Source organism: Pseudomonas sp. Irchel s3f19, assembly GCF_900187555.1.
Taxonomy (GTDB): domain Bacteria; phylum Pseudomonadota; class Gammaproteobacteria; order Pseudomonadales; family Pseudomonadaceae; genus Aquipseudomonas; species Aquipseudomonas capeferrum.
Genome location: NZ_FYDW01000016.1, coordinates 64,336 through 87,509, shown reverse-complemented (window position 1 = coordinate 87,509; position 23,174 = coordinate 64,336). Strand labels below are relative to the sequence as shown.

General features: G+C 64.2%; 21 protein-coding genes and 1 riboswitch. Of the genes, 4 read left to right on the top strand and 17 right to left on the bottom strand.

Annotation, left to right across the window (positions count from 1 at the left end; genetic code table 11):
- Positions 1–109: 109 nt before the first annotated feature.
- The 3 genes from ribA to CKW22_RS24725 are packed head-to-tail and all read left to right on the top strand — an operon-like array spanning position 110 to position 1,955.
- Complete coding sequence (gene ribA / locus CKW22_RS24735) at positions 110–727, top strand: GTP cyclohydrolase II (protein ID WP_033703440.1); 618 nt, start codon at positions 110–112, stop codon at positions 725–727.
- On the top strand, positions 724–1,143 hold the full coding sequence (locus CKW22_RS24730) for a hypothetical protein (protein WP_033703439.1): 420 nt from the start codon (positions 724–726) through the stop codon (positions 1,141–1,143). The genes ribA and CKW22_RS24730 overlap by 4 nt, the downstream gene beginning before the upstream one ends.
- On the top strand, positions 1,143–1,955 hold the full coding sequence (locus CKW22_RS24725; RefSeq protein ID WP_033703438.1) for a cobalamin-binding protein: 813 nt from the start codon (positions 1,143–1,145) through the stop codon (positions 1,953–1,955). The genes CKW22_RS24730 and CKW22_RS24725 overlap by 1 nt, the downstream gene beginning before the upstream one ends.
- Here the strand turns inward: CKW22_RS24725 and CKW22_RS24720 are convergent.
- The 8 genes from CKW22_RS24720 to CKW22_RS24685 form a co-directional block, all read right to left on the bottom strand.
- Positions 1,933–3,807 (bottom strand): TonB-dependent receptor domain-containing protein, encoded by a 1,875-nt coding sequence (locus CKW22_RS24720; RefSeq protein ID WP_033703437.1) that lies wholly within the window; start codon positions 3,805–3,807, stop codon positions 1,933–1,935. The genes CKW22_RS24725 and CKW22_RS24720 overlap by 23 nt on opposite strands.
- 124 nt (positions 3,808–3,931) lie before the next feature.
- Positions 3,932–5,827, bottom strand: coding sequence for a 1-deoxy-D-xylulose-5-phosphate synthase (gene dxs, locus CKW22_RS24715; RefSeq protein ID WP_033703435.1), 1,896 nt, complete (start codon positions 5,825–5,827; stop codon positions 3,932–3,934).
- 96 nt (positions 5,828–5,923) lie between these two features.
- Entirely contained in the window at positions 5,924–6,811 is an 888-nt protein-coding gene (ispA, locus tag CKW22_RS24710; RefSeq protein ID WP_033703434.1) for a (2E,6E)-farnesyl diphosphate synthase, read from the bottom strand.
- A complete protein-coding gene (locus CKW22_RS24705; RefSeq protein WP_033703432.1) occupies positions 6,808–7,050 on the bottom strand; it encodes an exodeoxyribonuclease VII small subunit in 243 nt (80 codons plus the stop codon). Before CKW22_RS24705 ends, ispA begins: the two co-directional genes overlap by 4 nt.
- A gap of 114 nt (positions 7,051–7,164) precedes the next feature.
- Positions 7,165–7,815 (bottom strand): 3,4-dihydroxy-2-butanone-4-phosphate synthase, encoded by a 651-nt coding sequence (ribB, locus tag CKW22_RS24700; protein WP_047583482.1) that lies wholly within the window; start codon positions 7,813–7,815, stop codon positions 7,165–7,167.
- Positions 7,816–7,895: 80 nt separating this feature from the next.
- Positions 7,896–8,037, bottom strand: a riboswitch (FMN riboswitch).
- 161 nt (positions 8,038–8,198) lie between these two features.
- Positions 8,199–9,089, bottom strand: a complete 891-nt coding sequence (locus CKW22_RS24695) for an alpha/beta hydrolase (RefSeq protein WP_033703430.1) — start codon at positions 9,087–9,089, stop codon at positions 8,199–8,201.
- A 30-nt stretch (positions 9,090–9,119) separates the two neighbouring features.
- Positions 9,120–10,064, bottom strand: coding sequence for a FecR domain-containing protein (locus tag CKW22_RS24690; protein WP_047583484.1), 945 nt, complete (start codon positions 10,062–10,064; stop codon positions 9,120–9,122).
- Positions 10,057–10,596 (bottom strand): sigma-70 family RNA polymerase sigma factor, encoded by a 540-nt coding sequence (locus CKW22_RS24685; RefSeq protein ID WP_033703427.1) that lies wholly within the window; start codon positions 10,594–10,596, stop codon positions 10,057–10,059. The genes CKW22_RS24690 and CKW22_RS24685 overlap by 8 nt, the downstream gene beginning before the upstream one ends.
- 188 nt (positions 10,597–10,784) lie before the next feature.
- On the opposite strand from CKW22_RS24685, the gene CKW22_RS24680 reads away from it, so the two are divergent.
- A complete protein-coding gene (locus tag CKW22_RS24680; RefSeq protein WP_256577335.1) occupies positions 10,785–13,724 on the top strand; it encodes a TonB-dependent receptor in 2,940 nt (979 codons plus the stop codon).
- A 287-nt stretch (positions 13,725–14,011) separates the two neighbouring features.
- On the opposite strand, the gene CKW22_RS24675 is transcribed toward CKW22_RS24680, so the two are convergent.
- From CKW22_RS24675 to CKW22_RS24635, 9 genes are all read right to left on the bottom strand, one after another.
- Positions 14,012–14,713, bottom strand: a complete 702-nt coding sequence (locus CKW22_RS24675) for an XRE family transcriptional regulator (protein WP_033703420.1) — start codon at positions 14,711–14,713, stop codon at positions 14,012–14,014.
- 178 nt (positions 14,714–14,891) lie between these two features.
- A complete protein-coding gene (ppa, locus tag CKW22_RS24670) occupies positions 14,892–15,419 on the bottom strand; it encodes an inorganic diphosphatase (RefSeq protein ID WP_016497835.1) in 528 nt (175 codons plus the stop codon).
- Positions 15,420–15,511: 92 nt separating this feature from the next.
- A complete protein-coding gene (locus CKW22_RS24665; RefSeq protein WP_033703418.1) occupies positions 15,512–16,327 on the bottom strand; it encodes a zinc-dependent peptidase in 816 nt (271 codons plus the stop codon).
- A gap of 8 nt (positions 16,328–16,335) precedes the next feature.
- Positions 16,336–16,983, bottom strand: coding sequence for a DedA family protein (locus CKW22_RS24660; RefSeq protein WP_033703417.1), 648 nt, complete (start codon positions 16,981–16,983; stop codon positions 16,336–16,338).
- A gap of 189 nt (positions 16,984–17,172) precedes the next feature.
- Entirely contained in the window at positions 17,173–17,631 is a 459-nt protein-coding gene (locus CKW22_RS24655) for a GNAT family N-acetyltransferase (protein WP_033703415.1), read from the bottom strand.
- A gap of 108 nt (positions 17,632–17,739) precedes the next feature.
- The gene (eutC, locus tag CKW22_RS24650; protein WP_033703509.1) at positions 17,740–18,558 is read right to left on the bottom strand and encodes an ethanolamine ammonia-lyase subunit EutC; all 819 of its coding nucleotides are present in this window, start codon (positions 18,556–18,558) and stop codon (positions 17,740–17,742) included.
- A gap of 8 nt (positions 18,559–18,566) precedes the next feature.
- On the bottom strand, positions 18,567–19,961 hold the full coding sequence (locus CKW22_RS24645; protein WP_033703413.1) for an ethanolamine ammonia-lyase subunit EutB: 1,395 nt from the start codon (positions 19,959–19,961) through the stop codon (positions 18,567–18,569).
- Positions 19,962–20,010: 49 nt separating this feature from the next.
- Positions 20,011–21,459 carry an ethanolamine permease gene (eat, locus tag CKW22_RS24640; RefSeq protein WP_033703412.1) on the bottom strand — a complete coding sequence of 483 codons (1,449 nt, stop codon included), beginning with the start codon at positions 21,457–21,459 and terminating at the stop codon, positions 20,011–20,013.
- A 175-nt stretch (positions 21,460–21,634) separates the two neighbouring features.
- Positions 21,635–23,155 carry an aldehyde dehydrogenase family protein gene (locus CKW22_RS24635; RefSeq protein WP_033703411.1) on the bottom strand — a complete coding sequence of 507 codons (1,521 nt, stop codon included), beginning with the start codon at positions 23,153–23,155 and terminating at the stop codon, positions 21,635–21,637.
- Positions 23,156–23,174: the final 19 nt, after the last annotated feature.

The window sequence follows — 23,174 nt, the reverse complement described above, 5'->3', positions numbered from 1 at the left end:
AGCATCGAACTTTTCGATCTTAAGCGACGGTATTCAGCCAGCGCACAGGTGCCGACCTGCTGATACAATCGCCGCAACAGAAATTTCCTACTTATGCCAGGAGCACAACGTGCCCGTCGTCTTTGTTGCCGCCTCTAAACTCCCGACGCCCTTTGCGACCTTCACCATGCATGGCTTTCTCGACGAAGCCACCGGCCGTGAGCATGTGGTGCTCAGCCTGGGTGATATCGCGGACGGCGAGCCGGTGCTGGGGCGCCTGCATTCCGAGTGCCTGACCGGCGATGCCCTGTTCAGCCAGCGCTGTGACTGCGGCTCGCAACTGGAAGCTGCCCTGCAGGCTATCGCCCGTGAAGGCCGTGGCGTGCTGCTGTACCTGCGCCAGGAAGGCCGCGGCATTGGCCTGTTGAACAAGATCCGCGCCTACGAACTGCAGGACGGCGGCGCCGATACCGTCGAAGCCAACGAACGCCTGGGCTTTGCCGCCGACCAGCGCGACTATGCCATCTGCCTGCCGATGCTCGAGCACCTGGGGGTGAAGGCCCTGCGCCTGATGACCAACAACCCGCGCAAGGTCAAGGCCCTGACCGACATGAACATCGTCGTCGCTGAACGTGTGCCGCTGCATACCGGGCACAACCCGCACAACCGTTACTACCTGGCCACCAAGGCCGGCAAGCTCGGCCACATGCTGGGCAACGAACACCAGGGCGAGGTGCCCCAGGCGTGACCCGCGCCGAGGTCAAGCGGCGCCTGGCCCTGGCCTGGTGGCAATACCTGGCGATAGGCCTAATGCCGCTGCCGGTGATGGCCTGGGCTTTTGGTGGCGGTGATCCATTGATCCCGGTGCTGGCCATGCCGTTGTTCATCGCCGGTGCGGCGACCATGTTCCTCAGCCTGCCGCGCTTTGGCGCTTACAAGCGTGCCTTGATCAGTACCGCCAAGGTGCTCGGCAGCAGCGAGGAGCCGGCAGCCTGGATCGAGCTGGCGCGGGTGCGGCGCCTGGCCATGCTGTATGCCTGCTTCCCTGCCTGGGTCGCCGCGCTGTCGGTGCTGGTGGGGCTGGAGGCGGTGCCGCAGATTCTTCTGGCACTGTCCACGGTGGTCGTGCTCTACCTGTACCGCATTCCTCGTCAGCTGGGCTGATGCGCGTCTTCCTCTGGCTGCTGGCGCTGTGCGCCTGTGCCGCCAGCGCGGCTGAGCCGCTGCGGGTGGTCAGCCTGGCGCCTTCGATGAGCGAGATCATGCTCGAGCTGCAGGCCGATGACCTGTTGGTCGGCATGCTCGACGGCGGCGAGCGCCCGCCAGCGCTGCAGGATGTGCCTTCTGTGGGCCGTCTGGGGCAACTGAACATGGAGCGCCTGCTCAGCTTGAAGCCTGACTTGCTGCTGCTGTGGCCGGGCAGTGTCGCGCCAGCGCAGCGTGATCAGCTCAAGCGCCTGGGCATCGCCGCGTTCAGCGCCGAGCCCCATAGCATTGACCAATTGATCGATCAGATCGAAGCCATCGCCCAGCGCGTCGGCCGTGACCAGCAGGGCCGGCATTATGCGCAAACCTTGCGCGACAGGCTGCGGCACCTGCGTCAGCAGTATCGGCGTGAGCAGCCGCTGCGGGTGTTCTATCAAGTCTGGGACAAGCCGTTGTACACCCTGGGTGGCCGGCAGGTGGTCAGCGATGCCCTGGCCGTGTGCGGCGCACGCAATGTTTTCGCCGATCTGAGCCAGCCGGCGCCCCAGGTGAGCGTGGAATCTGTATTGCAGCAGGACCCCCAGGTGATTCTGGCGGGTGACCAGGCGCAGCTGGCAAGTTGGGAGGCTTGGCCACGTCTGAGTGCTGTGGCTGGGGATCGTCTGTTGGTGGTGCCGGACAAGGGCTTGGAGCGGCCCAGCGGGCAGATGATCGAGGCCACCGCGCGCCTGTGTGCGTTGCTCGACGCTAGAGCGCCGGCGTCCAGGTGACGCTCAGCAACACGGTGCGGCCTTCCTCGCGGTAACCGTGGCTGGCGCCCTCGTAGCTGTACCGGGCACGGCTGTGGCTGTGGTCCAGCAGGTTGTCCAGCTTCGCTTCCAGTTTCAGCTCATCCGTTGCTGCCCAGCTACCCCGCAGGCCGAGCAGGCCGAAGCCGGCGAGCTGGTTGCGGTTGGCTTCGTCATCGTAGCTGCTGCTGACGGCTTGCCAGCTCCCGCCCACGCTGAACGGCCCGAATGCGCGGTCCAGGTCCAGGCTCACGGTACGGCGGGCACGGCGGGCGAGGGTATGGCCGCTGTCGCGGTCACGTGGGTCGATCAGCGCCAGCCCCAGCTGGCTGCGCCACGCGCCCCATTGCTGATCGAGTGACAGTTCAAACCCGTTGACCCGCGCCGAGGCGACATTGCGTGGGATCGAGTCCTGGCCAAAGATGATCGCATCGCGCAGGTCGGTGCGGTACAGCGAGGTCTCCAGCCGGCTGTCGGCGGCAAGCTGGCTGCGCCATTGCAACTCGTAGCTTCGGGAATGCTCCGGGTTCAGGTCGGGGTTGCTGAACTGTGGGTAATACAGGTCATTGAATGTCGGTGCCCGGAAGCCTTCGCTGTAGGACAGCAGCACATCATTGTGCGCGTTCAAGGGCACGGTAAGGCTACCGCTCCAGGTGGTCTGGCCGCCGAACTGCTGGTTCTGGTCGCGGCGCACCCCCAGTTCGGTGGAGAACCGCTCGCCCTTGTACCGATGCTGAATGAAGGCGGCGCGGTTCCAGCGACTGTCCTTGTTGAAATCGGTGTTGGCGTGCACGCGGTCTTCGTACCAATCGCCGCCGATCAACAGGTTGTGCTGCTCACCCAGGGCCAGGTCGTTTTGCCAGGTAACCTGATCGCGATAGGTGTTGAACACGGAGTGCTCATCGCTGAGCTTGTCGCGTTTGTCGTCACGGTTTTCGCTGTGGGCAAGCTCCAGGCGTGAATGCCAGGTGTTGTTGAGCTGGGCGTCGAAGTAAGTGCCCAGGCTGCTGACGCTGAAGTCGGTGTAGGGTTTTTGCTCATAAGAGAGGTTAGTGGTTTGATCAAAGCGTCCGTACGGATTGTCGTATTCACTGCGCCCGCGGCTGTCGAGCAGGTTCAGGCCGGCCTCGAAGCGTTCGCCGAAGGTGTGGCTGAGGCTCAGGTTGAGTGACTTGTTGCGGTACGCATCATGATCGCCGTCGCTGGCAAAGGAGGGGCCGGTGGCGTCAATGCCGGCAGTCTCGTCCAGGCTGGCGCCCAGGTTGAAACGGGTGGCGTCGTCGCCACCGGACAGGCCCAGGCTGCGCTGCCAGGTCTGGTTGCTGCCGGCGGCCAGGCGCAGGCGTGGCTGCAGCCCGGGGCCGCTACTGCGGCGGGTGAAGATCTGGATCACGCCACCCATGGCGTCGCTGCCGTATACCGCCGAGCGGGAGCCGCGCAGCACCTCGACACGCTCTATCTGGTCAACGTCGAGAAACTGTAGGCCACTGTCGCCAGAGGTGGCGTTGGCGATGCGCACGCCATCCACCAGTACCAGGCTCTGCGCCGCCTTGGTGCCGCGGATGAAAATGCCGGGCACGCTGCCGCGCCCGCCGGTGGGGGCCACTTGCACGCCTGGGACACGGGCCAGCAGGTCGGTGACGCTGGTGGGTTGCAGGCGGTCGATGTCGGCGCGGGTGAAGATGGTATTGGCGGCGCTGGTGGCGGTGCGAGACTCGACCTGGCGGTTGGCGCTGATCAGGACGTCGGGCAGTTTCAGGGCGTTGTCGCGTTCAGCGGCCAGGAGCGGAAGTGGCAGGCACAGGAGGGTGGCGGTGAAGCTCGGGATTTTCATGGGCAGTTCCAGACTATTCGCGGGACAAGCCCGCTCCCACAGGTTTGTCACTGTTCTCGAGAAGAGTGATGTACTTGTGGGAGCGGGCTTGTCCCGCGAATGGGCCGCAAAGCGGCCCCAAGGATTACAGCCCGAGCTTGGCCATCCGAGCCTTGACCGAAGCCTCGATCCCAGCCACATCCAGCCCACACTCAGCCAGCATCTGCGCAGGCTTGGCATGCTCGACATAAAGGTCTGGCAGCCCCAGGTGCAGCAGCGGCTTGGTCACCGCCTGGCTGGCCAGGAACTCGCCCACGGCAGCCCCCGCACCGCCCATGATGGCGTTCTCTTCGATGGTTACCAGCAGCTCATGGTTGGCAGCCAGTTCGAGTACCAGTGCCTCGTCCAGCGGCTTGACGAAGCGCATGTCGACCACTGTGGCATTGATCTGCTCGGCAGCCTGCAAGGCCTCGCTCAGTTGCACGCCGAACACCAGCAAGGCGACCTTCTCACCCTGGCGGCGGATGACGCCCTTGCCGATCTCCAAGGGTTCAAGGTCGCTGCTGATCGGCGCGTTGGGGCCCGTACCGCGTGGGTAGCGCACCGCCGCCGGGCCGTTGTACAGATGGCCGGTGGTGAGCATCTTGCGCAGCTCGTTCTCGTCGCTCGGGGTCATCACCAGCATGCCGGGGATGCAGCGCAGGTACGACAGGTCGTAGCTGCCGGCGTGGGTCGGGCCGTCTTCGCCGACCAGGCCGGCGCGGTCGATGGCGAACAGCACATCGAGGTTCTGCACCGCCACGTCGTGGATCAACTGGTCATAGGCGCGCTGCAGGAACGTCGAATAGATCGCTACCACCGGCTTGCTGCCTTCGCAGGCCATGCCTGCAGCCAGGGTCACCGCGTGCTGCTCGGCAATTGCCACGTCGAAGTAGCGCTCCGGGTAGCGTTCGCTGAAGTCGACCAGGTCAGAGCCTTCCTTCATCGCCGGGGTGATGCCGACCAGGCGCTTGTCGCTGGCGGCCATGTCGCACAGCCACTGGCCGAACACAGCGGAATACTTGGGCCCGCTGGGCTTCTTCGGCGCGGCGGGCTTGTCGGCAGGTTCGAGCTTGGTGATGGCGTGGTAGCCGATCGGGTCGACTTCGGCCGGGGCGAAGCCCTTGCCCTTTTTGGTCACCACGTGCAGGAACTGCGGGCCCTTGAGGTCACGCATGTTGCGCAGGGTGGCGATCATGGTCGGCAGGTCGTGGCCGTCGATCGGGCCGATGTAGTTCCAGCCCAGTTCTTCGAACAGGGTGCCTGGGACCAGCATGCCTTTGGCGTATTCCTCGGTGCGGCGGGCGATTTCCCAGGCGCCAGGCAGGCGCGAGAGCACCTTCTTGCTGCCCTCGCGCATGCTTGCGTAGGTGCGGCTGGAGAGGATCTTGGCCAGGTAGTTGGACAGGCCGCCGACATTGCGCGAAATCGACATGTCGTTGTCGTTGAGGATCACCAGCATGTCGGCGTTGACTTCCTGGGCGTGGTTCAACGCCTCGAAAGCCATGCCGGCGGTCAGGGCGCCGTCGCCGATCACCGCGATCGACTTGCGTGCACTGTTCTGCAGGCGGGCGGCGATGGCCATGCCCAGCGCTGCGCTGATCGAGGTGCTGGAGTGGCCGACGCCGAAGGTGTCGTATTCACTCTCGCTGCGACGCGGGAAGGCGGCGATGCCGTCCTTCTGGCGCAGGCTGAGCATGCGCTGGCGGCGGCCGGTGAGGATCTTGTGCGGGTAGGCCTGGTGGCCGACGTCCCATACCAGCCGGTCGTCCGGGGTGTCGAAGACGTAGTGCAGGGCGATCGTCAGCTCGATGACGCCCAGGCCGGCGCCAAAATGCCCACCGGTCTGACCCACGGTGTAGAGCAGTTCCTGGCGCAACTCGTCGGCCAGGGTCTCCAGGTCGGCTTCGGCCAGCCGGCGCAGGCCGGCAGGCGTGTCAGCGCGGTCGAGCAACGGCGTGACCGGGCGTTCGCGGGGGATCTCTTGAAACGTCGTGGGCATCAGGCGAGTCGTTATAGGTGTGAAGACGCGGCAGTTTACCCCATTGTGGGAAAAGTGCCCATTCGACCACGGGTTGTGCGGGATTGGCGTCGGTGTTTAGTTGCGGCGTTCGACGATATAGCGTGCCAGCGCCCGCAGGGGCTCGGCATTTTCCCCAAACCCTTGCAATGCGACCAGCGCCTGGTCGCGCAGTTCGATGGCATAGGCCTTGGCGGCTTCCAGGCCCAACAGGGCCGGGTAGGTCGGTTTGTCACGTGCGATGTCGGCGCCCTGGCGCTTGCCCAGGGTGGCGGTGTCGCTTTCTACGTCGAGGATGTCGTCCTGCACCTGGAACGCCAGGCCGATGGCCTGTGCGTAGGTCTGCAAGGCATCCAGTTGCGCCTGTTCGGCGCGGGCGCTGGCCAGGGCGCCGAGGCGCACGCTGGCTTCGATCAGCGCACCGGTCTTGTGCCGGTGCATGAATTCCAGGGCTTGCTGGTCCAGTTTGATACCCACCGACCCCAGGTCGATGGCCTGGCCGCCGACCATGCCCGCCGGGCCGGCAGCCTTGGCCAGGGCCTGGACCATGGCCAGGCGCAGGGTGTCGGACTGCGGGCTGAGGCGCGTGTCGAGCAGGGCGCTGAAGGCCAGGCTCTGCAGGCCATCACCGGCCAGGATGGCGCAGGCTTCGTCGAAGGCTTTGTGGGTGGTGGGCTGGCCGCGGCGCAGGTCGTCGTCGTCCATCGCCGGCAGGTCGTCATGCACCAGCGAGTACGCGTGAATCAGCTCGACCGCGCAGGCCGCGCCATTGGCCTGTTCGGCAGGCGCACCCAACGCTTCGCAGGCCGCGTAGGCGAGCAGCGGGCGCACACGCTTGCCGCCGTTCATCACGCTGTAGCGCATGGCGGCATAGAGCCGCTCGAGCTCTTTGGTTGGCGCTTCGAACAGGGGTTCGAGGGCGGCGTCGACGCGGGCCTGGCAGTTGGCCTGGTAGCTGTTGATCATGCTTGCGGCTCGGCGTCGAAGGGTTGGGCTGCCAGCTCGCCGTCGCGTTCCAGAAGAATCTGCACCTTCTGTTCGGCCTGGGCCAGTGCGCCCTGGCAATCGCGGGTCAGGGCGATACCTTGCTCGAAGGCGGCCAGCGAATCTTCCAGCGACAACTCGCCGTTCTCCAGGCGCTCGACCAGGGCTTGCAGGTCTGCGAGGGATTGCTCGAAATCGAGGGAGGCTTTTTTGCGGGCCATGGCGGCTGTCTCGGTGGCGTTCTTAACGGCGCGACACTAGCAGAGCAGGGCAAGGGGAGCAAACTTGTGAACGTCAGTCAGGCTTTGGGGCCGCAGCGCGGCCCCGCCGGTTTATCAGGCAATCTCGGCTTCGCGGGCCACCATCGCCTCGCGATACTGCGCCAGCTCTTCAATGGTCAGCACCGGCAAATTGTACTGCCGCGCATACACCGCCACCTGCTCCCCGCGGGCCATGCTGCCATCGGGGTTCATCAGCTCGCACAGCACCGCTGCCGGCCGCAGCCCGGCCAGGCGCGCCAGGTCTACCGAACCCTCGGTATGGCCACGACGGGTCAGCACCCCGCCGTTGCGCGCACGCAGCGGGAACACGTGCCCAGGGCTGACGATATGGCGTTGCTCGGCTGTCGAGCTCAGCGCCGCCGCGATGGTGGTAATCCGGTCGTGCGCCGAAACGCCGGTGGTGATGCCTTCGGCCGCTTCGATGGTGACGGTGAAGCCGGTGCCGTGGCGCGCCTGGTTGTTCTGCACCATCGGCGCCAGCTGCAGTGCGTCCACGGTGGCTTCGTCCAGGCACAGGCAGACGATGCCGCTGCAGTCGCGAATCATCATGGCCATGGTTTGCAACGAGATGTTTTCGGCGGCGGCGATGATGTCCGCTTCGTCCTCGCGGTCGTCGTCGTCCAGCAGCAGCACGGGGCGCCCGGCCTGGAAGGCGGCGATGGCGGCAGAAAGGTTGGGGAATTGCTTTTGCAGCATAGGTGACATGAAACGCTCCTCGTGAATGATCGATGAACGTCTCGGGGCGAACAAAACGCGCGCGCAGAGGCGCCCGAATGGCCCCTGCCTGACGCCTTCTTTCATCCGGACTATGACCGTCGGCTCTGGAGTCTCACCAGATCTGCTGACCCCCGGCATGGCCGGGGCGCTCGCGGGCTCATCTTTCGATTTACCGCCGGTGGGGACTTGCACCCCGCCCTGAAGACCGGCCAAGCATACAGCACAGTGCCACCCTGCTGGCAACCCGCGCGACTAAGACCTTAGGCGACCTTCGGCGGTGAAACTGAAGCAACAGAAGGGCTCCATTGCCCTCAGAGCCCGTGGTGATCCTCTAGGCGAGGGCTTGCCCCGCGAAGGAGGCCGGAACAAGTTTACCGAGACATCTCGTCGATCAATTTCTTCAGCGAGGCCGGCAACATCGGCCCATGCCCCAATCCGTCAAACCGTTCGAACCGCACCTGCAAACCCTGCACGTCGGCCAGGTCCGCTGCCAGCGCCTGCGCCGGCTGCTCCCCATCGCTTTTCATAGATGCACGCGGGCTCGAAGGCTCGTCGCCACCACGCATCAGCAGCAACCTCGGGCGGTGATCACCCAAGCGCTGTTGCAGCCCCTGGGCTTCGCCAACAATCACCCCATCACGCCACCACAACGACGGGCTGGCCGCTGCATAGTCACTGAACTCGGCCGGCCGGGTAAACAGCGCATGCAGCACCGCCAGGCCACCATAGGAATGCCCCCACAATGTTTGCCGCTGCAGGTCGATCGGCGCCACGGCGGCCACCCTCGGCCGCATGCGCTGGCTCAGCAGGTCGAAGAATGCATCCACGCCGCCGCTGGGCTGGCCGGTCAGCGGGTCACGCTGCTGCACCTGCCCGGGTACCGACGGGGTGTAGTCATAGGTCCGCCCAGCTCGGTCGATACGCTGATCGGTCTGGTAACCCACGGCCACCAGCAACGGCGCCTGGCCGGCGGCGAGCTTGCTCAGCTGTGCGCTGTCCAGCGCGCCCAGCGCGGCATTGCCGTCGAGCATCCACAGCACCGGGTAGCCTGCGGCGGGGGCTGGGCGGTCCGGTTTGCCGACCCACAGGCGGTAATGGCGCTGGCCGTCGGCCGAGTCCAGGTCCAGCTGGCTGAAGCGGTAGGCCAGGTCCTGGCGCTGCAGCAGTGAAGTGTCCATCTTCTGCTCGCGTTCCGGCTTCGCCAAAGCGGCGGGCGCAGCCAGGGCCAGCGCCATGGCCAGGTACAGGGGCATCTTGCTCATCGGGGAATCTCGCTCGGTCGTATAGGGTGGTCAACGGCTGATAAACACCTGCCGGCCGGTCTGGCGAACCTGCAGCATGTAGGTTTGCGCCAGCATGGCCAAGGCCAGTGGCAAGTCATCGACCGGGAACGTGCCAGACACCCGCAGCTCGCCCAGGGCAGGGTCGCATTCAAGGTGCTGGTCGGTGTAGCGCGTCAGTTCTTGCGTCCACTGGCGCAGCGGCATGTCGTCGGCCACCAGCAGCCCGTTACGCCAAGCCAGGGTGGTTTCCCGCACCGCCTCGATGCTGCCCAGGTGCTCACGGCTGAAGCGCACTTGTTGCCCGGCCTGGATGATGTGCTCGCCTGGCGCCACGCTGGCGCGCTCAGGGCGTACCTGCACAGCACCTTCATAAACGGCGACCACGGTTTCATCGGCCAGTTGGCGCACGCTGAACCGCGTGCCCAGGGCAAGCAACTGGCCCTGTTGGGTTCGCGCCAGGAGTGGGCGGGGGTCGGCAGCGGTAACGATGTACAGCTCGCCCCGGCGCAGGTGCAGCAAGCGTTGCGCGCTATCGAACAGCACGTCCACCGCGCTGTCGCTGTTGAGGGTGATCTGCGTGCCGTCGGCCAGCCGTGCGTGCTGGCGCTCGCCCAGCGACGTCCGGTAGTCGCCGGCCTGCGAGCGCCATGCCCACCAACTGAGGGGGGCGGCGCCCATCAGCAGGAGCAGCCCGCGCAGCACGGCGCGCCTGCCCGTCGGGCGGTCCAAGGTCTGCTTGGCCAGCGTGGGCGGCACGCTGCCCAGGCGCGTGAGCAGGTGCTGCGCCCGTTTCCACGCGCGCTCGTGGTCGGCACTGGCAAGCCGCCAGCGCTCCAGCTCGCGCTGTTGGGCCGGCAGCAACGGCCCCTCCTGCATCAGCATCAGCCAGGAGGCCGCCTGGGCAAGCACCTGCTGGGGGATGGCAGCGTCAAGCGTGGTAGTGCCGCTATTCATCGGGCATCTGCGTCAGGCAGGTGAGGTAGGCCTCGTGGATGTACTTCTTGACGGTCGGCAATGCGATGTTCAGGGCTACGGCGATGTCCTTCTGCTTCATGCCGTCCAGCGTCGCCATCAGAAACGCCTGCCTGACCCGTGGGCGCAAGGTGTCGAGCAGCGCATCGATCTCGTGCAAGGTTTCCAGGATCACGCTTTGCAGCTCAGGCGAAGGGTGCTCGGGTTCTGGCAGCAGCAGCAGGGCTTCGAGCCAGGCGCGTTCCAGCGACTGCCGGCGGCGCCAACTGACCAGTACGCAATTGGCGATGCGGGTCAGGTAGGCGCGTGGCTGGCGGATCGGTTCGGCCCGCGCGCCCTCTCGGCTGGTCAGCACCCGCAAGAAGATATCGTGCGCCAGATCATCGGCCACGCCGCGCCCCCACGACCTCAGCCGGTAGGCGAGCCAGTTGCGTAACCAGGCGTGATTCTCGATGTACAGCGTCTCGACGCTGCACGGCTCGGTACTGTTCGGCGGGGAAAAGGGCGCATTCATCGTCGGTTGAATCGGTACATGACGGTCGCAAATGAAAACCATTATCACTAGAATTGCTCAGATCACAAGGCCGAATCGGTAAATTCAGCCGGTGCTCATGCCCCCATATCCTTTTTTCGATCTCGTGCGACAGAGGAGGTAACAGCCCGCAGCCAGTGGTGGGCGCAAACCCTACGAGCGAGATAAGCATGCTCCCAGTACGTTGTCCTTCACCTGCTCCGCGCCCTCGACTTTGCCTGGCGCCCATCACGTTTGCCCTGCGTTGCACGATGATCGGCTGCTGCGGCGCCGGCCTGTTGAACAGCAGCCTGGCCCTGGCACAGAACACCGGCACGGCTGCGCTCGCCGCCACCCGCCTGGACGATGCCACACCGCGTGATTACAACATTGCCCCGGGCCCGCTGGGCGCAGCCCTGGGCAGCTTCACCAGCCAGTCCGGGCTACTGCTGTCCTACGACCCTGAGTTGACCCGTGGGCGTACGGCGCCGGCCTTGAAGGGCCGGTATACAGTCAGCGAGGGTATCCAGCGGTTGCTGGCCAACGCCGGGTTGCAACTGGTGCCGAGCTCGACCGGGAGCTACGTGCTGATCGCCCAGCGTGCTGCGCCGAATGCGGCGGCCGAGTTATCGCCGACGATGGTCGAGGCCGCCGCCCAGGGGCTAGAGGCGGATACCTACAGGGCGCCACGCTCTTCGGTGCACCTGAACAGCGAACAGATCGACCGCTTCGGCCGTGTTTCCGCAGGCGATCTGCTCAACGGCGTGCCCGGCGTGCAGGTCGGTGATACGCGCAATGGCGGTGCCCTGGACGTCAACATCCGCGGTATCCAGGGGCAGAGCCGGGTGGCAGTCAAGGTCGATGGTTCGGAGCAGGCCCTGGACGTCTATCGCGGTTATGGCGGCACCCAGCAACGCAGTTACATCGACCCCGACCTGATCAGCAGCCTGACCGTGAACAAAGGCCCGTCGACCAAGTCTGGGGCGATTGGCGGCACGGTTGAAATGCAGACCATCGGCGTGCAGGACATTCTGGTCGACGGCAACCAGGTCGGCGTGCGCCTCAAGGGCGACCTCTGGGACAACGGCGTAGCCCCCGCTCATCGCAGCGCCAGCGCCAAGGATGAAAACCTCACCGCGCCACCCCGCGACAACCGCGCCAGCCTGTTCGGCTCCGAGGCTGAATCTGGCAGTGCCGCGTTTGCCTTCACCAGCGAGCGCCTGGACGTGGTGGCGGCATATGCGCACCGCAATCAAGGTAACTATTTCTCCGGCAAGAAGGGCCAGGATCGCTACCGCATCTATAACCAGTACGGCAGTGAACAGCCCAGCGTGGCGAGCACCTACAACGCGGGCGAGGAAGTGCTCAACTCTTCCTCGAAAACCGACTCGTACCTGCTCAAGGCCACCTGGCGCATCGCCGACGATCACACCTTGGACTTGGGCTACCGCCGCTACGATGGGCGCAGCGCCGAAATCATGCCTTCTGACATCTACCGCTACGGTACTGCGGGTATCTACCAGTTCCCCCTGGGCGAGGTGAAGATCGATACCTACACCACGCGCTATCACTACCTGCCTGCCGGCAACCCGTGGGTCGACCTGACCAGCAACCTGTGGATGACCGACGCCAAGACCAGCACGTTGAGTTCGTCATGGACTGCACCGGTTTCCCAGCTGTTTCGTACGGACCGCAGCTGGACACGCCAGGACAACCGCCGTATCGGCGGCGACCTGAACAACGTCTCCAAATTCCAGACCGCCCATGGCGACTTCACACTGGACCTGGGCGGCGCGTTCCAGCTTGAAGACCTGCAACCGCAGAAGAATGTGCTGATCACCCAGCACGACATCGATGCCAACCGCACCCTGCGCGATGCATCCAGGCAGGAGTTCAGCTTCAACGGCAAGCTCGAGTACCAGCCGATCGAGCAACTGACCCTGTGGGGTGGTGGCCGGTACAGCCACTTCCGCACCAAGGACAACACCGTGCTGGCCAGCGCCCGGCGTGAGGATCGCGAGGTGCGCTATATCTCGGCGAGCGGCCCCAAGGGCTGGGGCAGCATGACCTGGTTCCCCGACCAGAACGGCCAGTACACCGACGCCACCGACCCGCGCCTGAACAACGGCATCGTCTTCGGCAACAGCAACGAGCCGTTCAACGGCGTGCGCTTCAACGACTTCGGTGCGACCCGCGTGGAGGTCAACCCAGAAGGCATCAGCAGCGTGGTCACAGGCTACGACCACACCCCGCAGGGCAGCAGTAGCGGCGGCGGCTTCGCGCCGGCTTTCGGCATCAATGTCGAGCTGATACCCGACACGTTCTTCTACGTCACCTACACCCAAGGCCTGCGCCTGCCTTCACTGTTCGAGACCAGCCAGGGCACCCAGCAAGTCACCCCCGGCAAAAGCCTCAAGCCCGAGCGCTCGCAGAGCTGGGAAATCGGCGTCAGCGCCTTGCGCGACAACCTCTTTACCGCGCACGACTCGGCGGCGATCAAACTGGCCTTCTTCGACAACCACATCAAGAATTACATCACCCGCTACTACGACCCAAGCCCAGGTTTGTGGGGCCAGATGACCTTCAGCAACACCGACAGCTTCAGCACCCGTGGCCTTGAGCTGCAATCGCACTACGATGCCGGCCGCGTGTTCACCGACCTGTCGGCCACTTACTACCTCAAGACCGAAACCTGCGACGCGGCGTTTGCCAGCAAATTGCGCGCCACGGCCAACCCCTACCAGAAGACCCAGGACACGCCCAACTGCACCCCGGGCAGCTTCATGGGCTCCTACACCAACACCCAAAACCCGCCGCGCTTCTCAGGCAACCTGACCACCGGCCTGCGCTTCTTCGACGAGGCGTTGACGCTGGGCGGGCGCGTGACCTACACCTCCGGCCCCACCAGCACCCTCGACAAACCCTGGCAGTCCGGCGCCACCACGCCGCAGGTCGAGTACCGCTCGGTGGCACTGTTCGATCTGTTCCTCAAGTACAAGTTGCTGGAGAACACCGAGGTGAATGTTTCGCTGCAGAACCTGACCGATCGCTATTACCTGGATCCGCTGGCGCAGAGCTTCATGCCGGCACCGGGGCGCACGGTGCGGATGGGGATGGTGGCGCGGTTCTGAAGGAAGGTGAGGGCGATGGCGCAGCGGGTTTTGCCATCGTCCTGCATTTTCTGCAGGCATTAAAAAGCCGGCTTGTGGCCGGCTTCTCGGGGACGCTTCCGACTAATTTATGGTAAGCCGCAACCGCCTTAACTGTGTGGTCACAAGGACCTGATAGAGATGGCAAACGCCCGTATGGGGTGTCGCCGAGCCCTCTGGACCGCGGCTTGCGCCGGTCGGGGCTAAATGTGCCGCGTAGCATACAAGGGCTCGCGCAGGATGCCCAGCAAAAAATGGCACAGTCTGTTTCAGCCGGGGCGCTGCCGGCGGAAATGCGACCAGTGGAAGACCCAGCCGATAATCTCCAGGCCCTGTGCCTGGCGTTGGGCGCGGGTGTAGCGCTCGACGGCGTAGTTGCGCCGGTCGTGGCTGTGCAGGTACAGGGTGCCATGCTGGCCGAGGCTGAGGTTGTTTACCCTGAGCGTGCCATTGTGCAGCAGGGCGTAGGTTTCGCCCTCGATCACCTTGGTCATGCCCAGGTCCACAGCCAAGGTAGCCTCCTGCGGGATCAGCGGGGCCATGTTGGCGGCAGGCATGGCCAGGCAGATCGCCTGGTCTGCAGCAACGCCCAAGGTCTTCAGTGCCTTGCAGGGCAGGCGCAGGTGTTTGCTGGCAACCGGGGCAAGCCGGCCGTTATGCAATTCATGCAGGGGCACTTGCAGCATCCGGCCGCCGTGGGCCGACAGCGGGGAGGGCGGGGTGTCGTGGGTGGGCGGTGGTGGGCCGCTGCGCAAGATCGGGTTGGGGTGCTTGGGGCCTTCACCACTGCGCAGCCAGCGGCGGTGTACACAAAACAGGTCGGCCATTTCGTCGAGACGCGCCAACGGAACACCGCGCTTGAACCAGTTGTTGACGTGCTGGGGTGTGACGCTGCGCTGGGCGGCGAAATCGGAAGGGGTCAAGCCACATTCGTGAAGCAGGGCTTTGAGGCGGTCACCGGATGTGTTCATGGCCGCGAGTGTAGCGGCCGTGTGCCAGTGCGGATATGAACCGGGTGTTGATGCGCTTTGTGCGAAAAGTGCTTGGTTGTAGGGCGTTGGAGTAGGGCGGCGTAGGACTTTTTACTGGTCGGGCCATCGTGAGCGCATAAAAAAACCCCGCCTGGGCGGGGTTTTTCAGCAATCGGTATCAGCCCTTGTAGGCAGCAACCGATTTGGTGATTGCGGCGCGGGCGGCGTCGGCGCCATCCCAGCCTTCGATCTTGACCCACTTGCCCTTCTCGAGATCTTTGTAGTTCGCGAAGAAGTGCTCGATCTGCTGGATCAGCAGGGCCGGCAGGTCGGTGTATTCCTTGACGTCGACATACAGCTGGGACAGCTTGTCGTGCGGAACAGCGATGACCTTGGCGTCGCCGCCGCCGTCGTCGGTCATGTTCAGGATGCCGACCGGGCGGGCGCGGATGACCGAACCTGGGGCAACCGGGTACGGGGTCACGACCAGCACGTCCAGCGGATCACCGTCGTCGGCCAGGGTGTTCGGGATAAAGCCATAGTTGGCTGGGTAGAACATCGGGGTAGCCATGAAACGGTCGACGAACAGGGTGTCGCTGTCCTTGTCGATTTCGTATTTGATCGGCGCGTGGTTGGCCGGGATCTCGATGGCGACGTAGATGTCGTTCGGCAGGTCTTTGCCCGCCGGAATCTTGCTGTAGCTCATTGGGCAGTGCCCCCGTGTTTGACCAAAAAGTGGCGGCGATTATAGGCACATTCCGCCAGGGCATGCCACGCCTGCCCTGATGTGCGGCCGCGTCAGGCGTGGCTTTCGCGGTAAGCGGGGTGTTCGGCCTGCAACCGGCCAAGACGCGCCAAAGGGTCCTGGCGGTAGAACAGCGACAGTTGCTGGTACACCTGTGGGTAGGCCTGCTGCAGCAGGTCGGGGGCGCTGAAGAAATATTCGCTGGTGACGGCAAAGAATTCCGCCGGGTTTTCCGCCGCGTACGGGTCGATGGCGGTTTCGGCGTCGGGGTTGAGATCCAGCTGGCGATTGAGGTCGTCATAGGCCTGTTGCATGGCACTCGCCCATTCATCCACCGGCATGCCGCTGTGCAGCGGCGGCAGGCCGTTGGCATCGCCGTTGAGCATGTCGAGCTTGTGCGCCAGCTCATGGATGACCAGGTTGTAGGCCTCCCACCCACCGCTGGCCAGCACACCGTTCCAGGCCAGAATCACCGGGCCCTGTTGCCAGGCTTCGCCGCTGTGCTCGCCGTCCCACACGTGCTCCACGCCGCTGGCGTCGCGGTGGCGCTGGGGGCTTTTGAAGTCGTCGGGGTAGAGAATGATCTCGTGAAAGCCCTGGTACCAGTTCAGCTCGCCCAGGTGCAGCAAAGGCAACTGGGCCTGGGCCGCCAGGAACAGGCGCTGTTCGTCGCTTGGCTCGACACCGGGCAGGGTGGTCAGGTGCTTTTCGTGCAGAAACAGGATGCAGGCTTCGCGCAACCAGTGGTCTTCTTCAGCGCTGATGCCGTCGAGTAACGGCAAGTGCTCGCGAACGGCCTGCCATTGCTCGGGGGCGATCGGGTAGCGCGCCAGGGTACGCTGGCGCCGCCAGGCGCTGAAAGACCACATGGCGGTGGTCAGTGCGCCTTGGCTGTACGGCCCAGGCGACCGCGCAGCAGGCCGAGCACCATCGGTACCAGCGACAGGAAGATGATGCCGACCACCATCAACGACAGATGCTGCTTGATGAACGGCACGTTGCCGAAGAAGTAACCCAAGGTCACCAGGCCACCTACCCACAGCAGCGAACCGGCGACGCTGAAGCCCAGGAAACGCGGGTAGTGCATGTGGGCGATGCCGGCGACGAACGGCGCGAAGGTGCGCAAGATCGGCAGGAAGCGCGCCAGGGTCACGGTCTTGCCGCCATGGCGCTCATAGAATTCGTGGGTGCGCTGCAGGTAGTCGCGGCGGAATATTTTCGAGTTAGGGTTGTTGAACAACCGCTCGCCGGCCGTTCGGCCAATCACGTAATTGGTACTGTCACCCAGGATTGCCGCGGCCATCAGCAGGCCCGCCAGCAGCACCGGGTCCATGCCGCCACCGGCCGCCACGGCGCCGGCGATGAACAGCAGCGAATCGCCCGGCAGGAACGGCATCACCACCAGGCCGGTTTCGCAGAAGATCACGGTGAACAGGATGGCGTAGATCCAGGGACCGTAATTGGTGACCAGCAGATCGAGGTAAGCATCGAGATGCAGGATAAGGTCCAGCGGGTTGAAATCCATGTACAGCACCTGTGTTCTTGGGCGTAGGCTCAGTTACCTGGGGATGGGTAAACTTTCACACATGACAAGTGGGCCATTATACGGCGAAGTGAGGATCATGCCCGGGGAGTTTGTAGCGGGGGGTTACCGGAGGCGGCATGGCCTGCACTGACCGCTTCGCGGCTGAACCCGCGAAGCGGCCGGAACAGGTCAATCCGGCTGGATCGGCAGGATGTAGCTCTCGAACTCGGTGTCCTTGCGAAACCCGATGGACGCGTAGGTCTTGCGCGCCGCCTCGTTATTGGCGCTGGTCGAAACCCGCATGCGTACGGCATTGGTCTGTTTGGCCATCTTCTTCGCTTCGCGCATCAGGTGATCGGCCACCAACATGCGCCGCGAGTCCTCGGCCACGTAGATGTCGTTGAGGATCCACACGCGCTTGAGCGACAGCGACGAAAAGCTCGGGTACAGCTGGCAGAAGCCCAGCAGCTTGCTATCGTCGTCATCGGGCAGTGCCAGATAGATCACCGACTCATCGCGTCTCAGGCGTTTTTCCAGAAAGCTGCGCGAGCTGTCCGGGTAGGGCAATTGCCCATAGAACTCGCGGTATTTGACGAACAGCGGGGTCAGCAGGTCGAGGTGTTCCAGGGTTGCCTTGATGATACGCATGTGCGGCCCTCAGGATCCATTTGGGGAAACAGCGGTTTGCAAGTCGCGCTCGACAGCATGCTGCCCAATGCGGGCGAGAAGCGCAATCCGCCTTCCGTGACATGATTTTTACTCTTTTCCGAGTAGGAAGTTTCCTTTTTGGCTGGCGGGGGTATCGCTGTCGAGGCTATGGACCTCGGCTTCGTCCTTCAGATTCACCCCGGAAAGCTGCCGGCGACAGGCCTCACGCATCAAATACAGCAGGCGGTGGGCCGCCATGCCGTAGCTCAGGCCTTCCAGGCGCACGTTGGAGATGCAATTGCGGTAGGCGTCAGTCAGGCCGACCCGTGGTGCGTAGGTGAAATACAGGCCGAGGCTGTCGGGCGAGCTCAACCCCGGGCGTTCGCCGATCAGCATCACGGTCATGCGTGCGCCGAGCAACTCGCCCACCTCGTCCGCCACCGCCACCCGGCCCTGCTCCACCAGCACCACCGGGGCGCTGGTCCAGCCGTCGGCTGCGGCCTGTTCCTCGAAGCGGGTCAAAAAAGGCAAGGTGTGACGGTGCACGGCCAGGGCCGAGAGGCCGTCGGCGACCACGATGGCCAGGTCGACACCGCCCGGGTTGGCCTCGGCATGCTGACGCAGGGCCGCAATCGAGTCTTCGTTCAGCCGTCGCCCCAGGTCGGGGCGTTGCAGGTACTGGTCGCGGTCGCTCGCGGCGCTGTGCACCACCAGGCTGTCGCGCCCGCGCTCAGTAAGTTGGGCCGTCAGCCCCGCATGGTCGAACGGCAGGTGCACGGCATCGCGGGCTTGGGCGTGGGCGAACTGGAAGTCCAGTTGTGCACCGGTCGGCAGGCTGGTGCCGGCGCGGCCCAGGGCGATACGGGCCGGGGTCAGCGTGCGCAGGGCCAGCCAGGGGTTGTCGGGGGTTGCTGTGCGATGGTCCATGGTCATCCCTATGCAAGCTGTGCCAAGGCCTGGCGGAATGCCGGCGGCAGGTTTTCACCGAAGCGCACCCGGCCATCGGCCTGGGTGAAGATGCCGGTACGCGCCAGCCACGCCTCGAATTCCGGGCCGGGCTTGAGGCCCAGGGTCTGGCGCGCATACAGCGCGTCATGGAACGAGGTGGTCTGGTAATTGAGCATGATGTCGTCAGAGCCTGGGATGCCCATGATGAAGTTGATACCGGCCACGCCCAGCAGGGTCAGCAGGGTGTCCATGTCGTCCTGGTCGGCTTCGGCGTGGTTGGTGTAGCAGATGTCGCAGCCCATGGGCACGCCAAGCAGCTTGCCGCAGAAATGGTCCTCGAGGCCGGCACGGATGATCTGCTTGCCGTTGTACAGGTACTCAGGGCCGATGAAGCCGACCACGGTGTTGACCAGAAACGGCTTGAAATGCCGGGCCACGGCGTAGGCGCGGGTCTCGCAGGTCTGTTGGTCGACGCCATGGTGGGCGTTGGCCGACAGGGCGCTGCCCTGGCCGGTTTCGAAGTACATGAGGTTTTGCCCGAGGGTGCCGCGCTTGAGCGACAGGCCCGCTTCGTAGCCTTCCTGCAACACGTTGAGGTTGATGCCAAAGCCGGCGTTGGCTGCTTCGGTGCCGGCGATCGACTGGAACACCAGGTCCAGCGGTACGCCCCGGTTGATCGCTTCGATCGAGGTGGTGACGTGGGTCAGCACGCAGGCCTGGGTGGGGATGTCGTAGCGCTGGATGATGGCGTCGAGCATCTCCAGCAGGGCGCAGATCGAGGCGATGCTGTCGGTGGCCGGGTTGATGCCGATCATGGCGTCGCCGTTGCCGTACAACAGGCCGTCGAGAATGCTGGCGGCAATCCCGGCTGGCTCGTCGGTTGGGTGATTGGGCTGCAGGCGGGTCGACAGGCGCCCACGCAGGCCCATGGTGCCGCGAAAACGAGTGACCACGCGGATTTTCTGCGCCACCAGGATCAGGTCCTGAACGCGCATGATCTTCGACACCGCCGCCGCCATCTCCGGTGTCAGGCCCGGTGCCAGCGCACGCAGGCTGTCTTCGTCGGCCTCCTCGCTGAGCAGCCAGTCGCGCAGGCCGCCTACGGTCAGGTGGCTGACCGGCGCGAAGGCCTGGGCGTCGTGGGTGTCGATGATCAGGCGGGTGACCTCGTCCGCTTCGTAGGGGATCAGCGCCTCGTTCAGAAAGTGCGTGAGCGGGATGTTGGCCAAGGCCATCTGCGCGGCGACCCGCTCGCCGTCATTGCTGGCGGCGACACCCGCGAGGAAATCCCCCGAACGTGCGGGGCTGGCCTTGGCCATCACGTCCTTGAGGCTGTCGAAGCGGTAGACCAGGTGGCCTACCGTGTGCACGAAACTTGCCATACAGATTCTCCAGAGCGCCGCGGGGCTGGCCCGCGGCGGGTGTCGGCGATCAGTGCAAAGCCTCTTCGGCCTTCTGGATCGCGGCGAATTCCTCTTCCGGTGTGCCCGCTACCAGGTGGTGGCGGCTGTAGAAAGCAAAGTAGGCAATTAATACTCCATAGATCACCGCAGCGCCAATCACAACCCGTGGGTCGACCAGGAAGCCCGCCACCACGGCGATGCACGCCAATACCAGGGCGACGCCGGAGGTGAAGATGCCGCCCGGCGTGCGATACGGCCGTTCCATTTTCGGCCGGCGGATACGCAGGGTGATGTGCGCAGCCATCATCAGTACGTAGGACAGCGTTGCGCCGAACACCGCGACCAGGATCAACAGGTCACCCTGGCCGGTCAGCGACAGGCCGAAACCGATGAGGCCGGGGATGATCAGCGCCAGTACCGGTGCCTTGCTCTTGTTGGTCTGGGAAAGTTTGCGCGGCAGGTAGCCCGCACGCGACAGCGCGAAGATCTGCCGTGAATAGGCATAGATGATCGAGAAGAAGCTGGCGATCAGGCCTGCCAGGCCCACCAGGTTGACGAAGCTGCCCATCCAGGTGGAGCCGCCATAGGCTTTGGACAGTGCCTCGACCAGCGGGTTGCCTGAGGCCTTGAGTGCTTCGGAACCCGCAGCGCCAGGGCCGACCACCAGAATCAGCAGGGCGAAGGCCAGCAATACCAGCATCGCGCCGATCAGGCCGCGTGGCAGGTCGCGTTTCGGGTTCTTGGTCTCTTCGGCGGCCAGTGGTACACCTTCGACAGCGAGGAAGAACCAGATCGCATAGGGGATCGCGGCCCACACGCCGACATAGCCGAACGGCAGGAAGCTGCTGGCGCCTGCGGCGTCCGTCTTGGCGATGTCGAACAGGTTGGCTGCATCAAAATGGGGCACCATGCTCACCAGGAACACGGCCAGGGCAATGGCGGCGATGGCGGTGATGATGAACATCAGTTTCAGCGCTTCACCCACCCCGAAGATGTGGATGCCGATGAACACGATGTAAAAGGCCAGGTAGATGACCCAGCCGCCGATGCCGAACAGCGATTCACAATAGGCGCCGATGAACACGGCGATCGCTGCAGGGGCAATGGCGTATTCGATGAGGATGGCCGTACCGGTGAGAAACCCGCCCCAAGGGCCGAAGGCGCTGCGGGCGAAGCCGTAGCCACCGCCTGCGGTGGGGATCATCGACGACAGTTCGGCCAGCGAGAAGCACATGCACAGGTACATGGTGGCCATCAGCAGGGTGGCGAGGAACATGCCGCCCCAGCCGCCTTGGGCCAGGCCGAAGTTCCACCCGGCGTAGTCGCCGGAGATCACATAGGCGACCCCAAGGCCGACCAGCAACACCCAGCCGGCGGCGCCTTTTTTCAGTTCACGTTGCTGGAAATAGTCTGAACCGACCTTTTCGAAGTCGACGGAAGAGCCTGCCGGCGCATTGCCGGAATGATCGCTGGGCATAGTTTCACCTGTTGTTTTTCTTGGTGGCCGGAGGGGTTCCGGCCGATGGTGATGGGTACTGCAGAAAGCGAGCCATGGAGCTACAAGCCGCAAGCTACAAGGCTCAAGAAAAAGCAGTTGGGTGCTGTACCCGCTGTTTCTTGCAGCTTGTAGCTTGCAACTTGAAGCTGTTTTTCTAGAAGAAGCCCAGCGGGTTGATGTCGTAGCTCACTAGCAGGTTCTTGGTCTGCTGGTAGTGATCGAGCATCATCTTGTGGGTCTCGCGGCCAACGCCGGACTTCTTGTAACCGCCGAACGCGGCATGCGCCGGGTACAGGTGGTAGCAGTTGGTCCACACGCGGCCGGCCTTGATGCCGCGGCCCATGCGGTAGGCGCGGTTGATGTCGCGGGTCCACACGCCGGCACCGAGGCCGAACTCGGTGTCGTTGGCAATCGCCAGTGCTTCGGCTTCGTCCTTGAAGGTGGTGACGCTGACCACCGGGCCGAAGATTTCCTCCTGGAACACCCGCATGCGGTTGTTGCCCTTGAGCAGGGTCGGCTGGATGTAGTAACCAGTCGATAGCGCGCCTTCGAGTTTTTCCACCTTGCCGCCGGTCAGCAGCTCGGCGCCTTCTTCCTTGGCGATTTCCAGGTACGACAGGATCTTCTCGAACTGTTGCTGCGATGCCTGGGCGCCGACCATGGTGTCGGTGTCCAGCGGGTCGCCGCGCTTGATCTGCAGGACCTTCTTCATCACCACTTCCATGAACTGCGGGTAGATCGACTCCTGCACCAGCGCACGCGACGGGCAGGTGCACACTTCGCCCTGGTTGAAGAACGCCAGCACCATGCCCTCGGCGGCCTTGTCGATGAAGCTTGGCTCGGCCTGCATGATGTCTTCGAAGTACACGTTAGGCGACTTGCCGCCCAGTTCGACGGTGGACGGGATGATGTTCTCGGCAGCGCATTTCATGATGTGCGAGCCGACCGGGGTCGAGCCGGTAAAGGCGATTTTGGCGATACGTTTGCTGGTAGCCAACGCTTCGCCCGCTTCGCGGCCATAACCCTGGACCACGTTGAGCACGCCTTTGGGCAGCAGGTCGCCGATCAGTTCCATCAGTACGGTGATACCCAGCGGCGTCTGCTCGGCGGGTTTGAGCACCACGCAGTTGCCTGCGGCCAGGGCCGGGGCGAGTTTCCAGGCGGCCATCAGCAGCGGGAAGTTCCACGGGATGATCTGCCCGACCACGCCCAGTGGCTCGTGAATGTGATAGGAGACAGTGCCTTCGTTGATCTCGGCGGCGCCGCCTTCCTGGGCGCGGATGCAGCCGGCGAAGTAACGGAAGTGATCGACCGCCAGCGGGATGTCGGCATTGAGGGTTTCGCGGACCGGCTTGCCGTTGTCCCAGGTTTCGGTAATGGCCAGCACTTCAAGGTTCTGTTCGATGCGGTCGGCGATCTTCAGCAGAACATTGGAACGGTCCTGGACCGAGGTGCGGCCCCAGGCGTCGGCGGCGGCGTGGGCGGCATCCAGGGCCTTGTCGATGTCTTCGGCAGTGGAGCGGGGAAACTCTGCGATCAGCTTGCCATTCACCGGGGAGGTGTTTTCGAAGTACTGCCCCTTGACCGGTGCTACGAACTCACCACCGATGTAGTTGCCGTAGCGGCTCTTGAAGGAAACCTTCGCGCCTTCGGTACCGGGATGTGCGTAACGCATGGTGTGTCTCCTGGCTATT

What these genes read in the sequence shown, in the direction of transcription:
- CKW22_RS24680 (WP_256577335.1), top strand. Translation starts at nt 10,785, where the DNA reads ATGCTCCCAGTACGTTGTCCTTCACCTGCTCCGCGCCCTCGACTTTGC.
- dxs (WP_033703435.1), bottom strand. Translation starts at nt 5,827, where the DNA reads ATGCCCACGACGTTTCAAGAGATCCCCCGCGAACGCCCGGTCACGCCG.
- CKW22_RS24660 (WP_033703417.1), bottom strand. Translation starts at nt 16,983, where the DNA reads ATGGATTTCAACCCGCTGGACCTTATCCTGCATCTCGATGCTTACCTC.
- ppa (WP_016497835.1), bottom strand. Translation starts at nt 15,419, where the DNA reads ATGAGCTACAGCAAGATTCCGGCGGGCAAAGACCTGCCGAACGACATC.
- ispA (WP_033703434.1), bottom strand. Translation starts at nt 6,811, where the DNA reads ATGATCAACAGCTACCAGGCCAACTGCCAGGCCCGCGTCGACGCCGCC.
- CKW22_RS24645 (WP_033703413.1), bottom strand. Translation starts at nt 19,961, where the DNA reads ATGGCAAGTTTCGTGCACACGGTAGGCCACCTGGTCTACCGCTTCGAC.
- CKW22_RS24690 (WP_047583484.1), bottom strand. Translation starts at nt 10,064, where the DNA reads ATGAATAGCGGCACTACCACGCTTGACGCTGCCATCCCCCAGCAGGTG.
- CKW22_RS24695 (WP_033703430.1), bottom strand. Translation starts at nt 9,089, where the DNA reads ATGAGCAAGATGCCCCTGTACCTGGCCATGGCGCTGGCCCTGGCTGCG.
- CKW22_RS24665 (WP_033703418.1), bottom strand. Translation starts at nt 16,327, where the DNA reads ATGTGGTCTTTCAGCGCCTGGCGGCGCCAGCGTACCCTGGCGCGCTAC.
- CKW22_RS24720 (WP_033703437.1), bottom strand. Translation starts at nt 3,807, where the DNA reads ATGAAAATCCCGAGCTTCACCGCCACCCTCCTGTGCCTGCCACTTCCG.
- eutC (WP_033703509.1), bottom strand. Translation starts at nt 18,558, where the DNA reads ATGGACCATCGCACAGCAACCCCCGACAACCCCTGGCTGGCCCTGCGC.
- CKW22_RS24635 (WP_033703411.1), bottom strand. Translation starts at nt 23,155, where the DNA reads ATGCGTTACGCACATCCCGGTACCGAAGGCGCGAAGGTTTCCTTCAAG.
- CKW22_RS24655 (WP_033703415.1), bottom strand. Translation starts at nt 17,631, where the DNA reads ATGCGTATCATCAAGGCAACCCTGGAACACCTCGACCTGCTGACCCCG.
- CKW22_RS24725 (WP_033703438.1), top strand. Translation starts at nt 1,143, where the DNA reads ATGCGCGTCTTCCTCTGGCTGCTGGCGCTGTGCGCCTGTGCCGCCAGC.
- eat (WP_033703412.1), bottom strand. Translation starts at nt 21,459, where the DNA reads ATGCCCAGCGATCATTCCGGCAATGCGCCGGCAGGCTCTTCCGTCGAC.
- CKW22_RS24705 (WP_033703432.1), bottom strand. Translation starts at nt 7,050, where the DNA reads ATGGCCCGCAAAAAAGCCTCCCTCGATTTCGAGCAATCCCTCGCAGAC.
- CKW22_RS24675 (WP_033703420.1), bottom strand. Translation starts at nt 14,713, where the DNA reads ATGAACACATCCGGTGACCGCCTCAAAGCCCTGCTTCACGAATGTGGC.
- ribB (WP_047583482.1), bottom strand. Translation starts at nt 7,815, where the DNA reads ATGTCACCTATGCTGCAAAAGCAATTCCCCAACCTTTCTGCCGCCATC.
- CKW22_RS24685 (WP_033703427.1), bottom strand. Translation starts at nt 10,596, where the DNA reads ATGAATGCGCCCTTTTCCCCGCCGAACAGTACCGAGCCGTGCAGCGTC.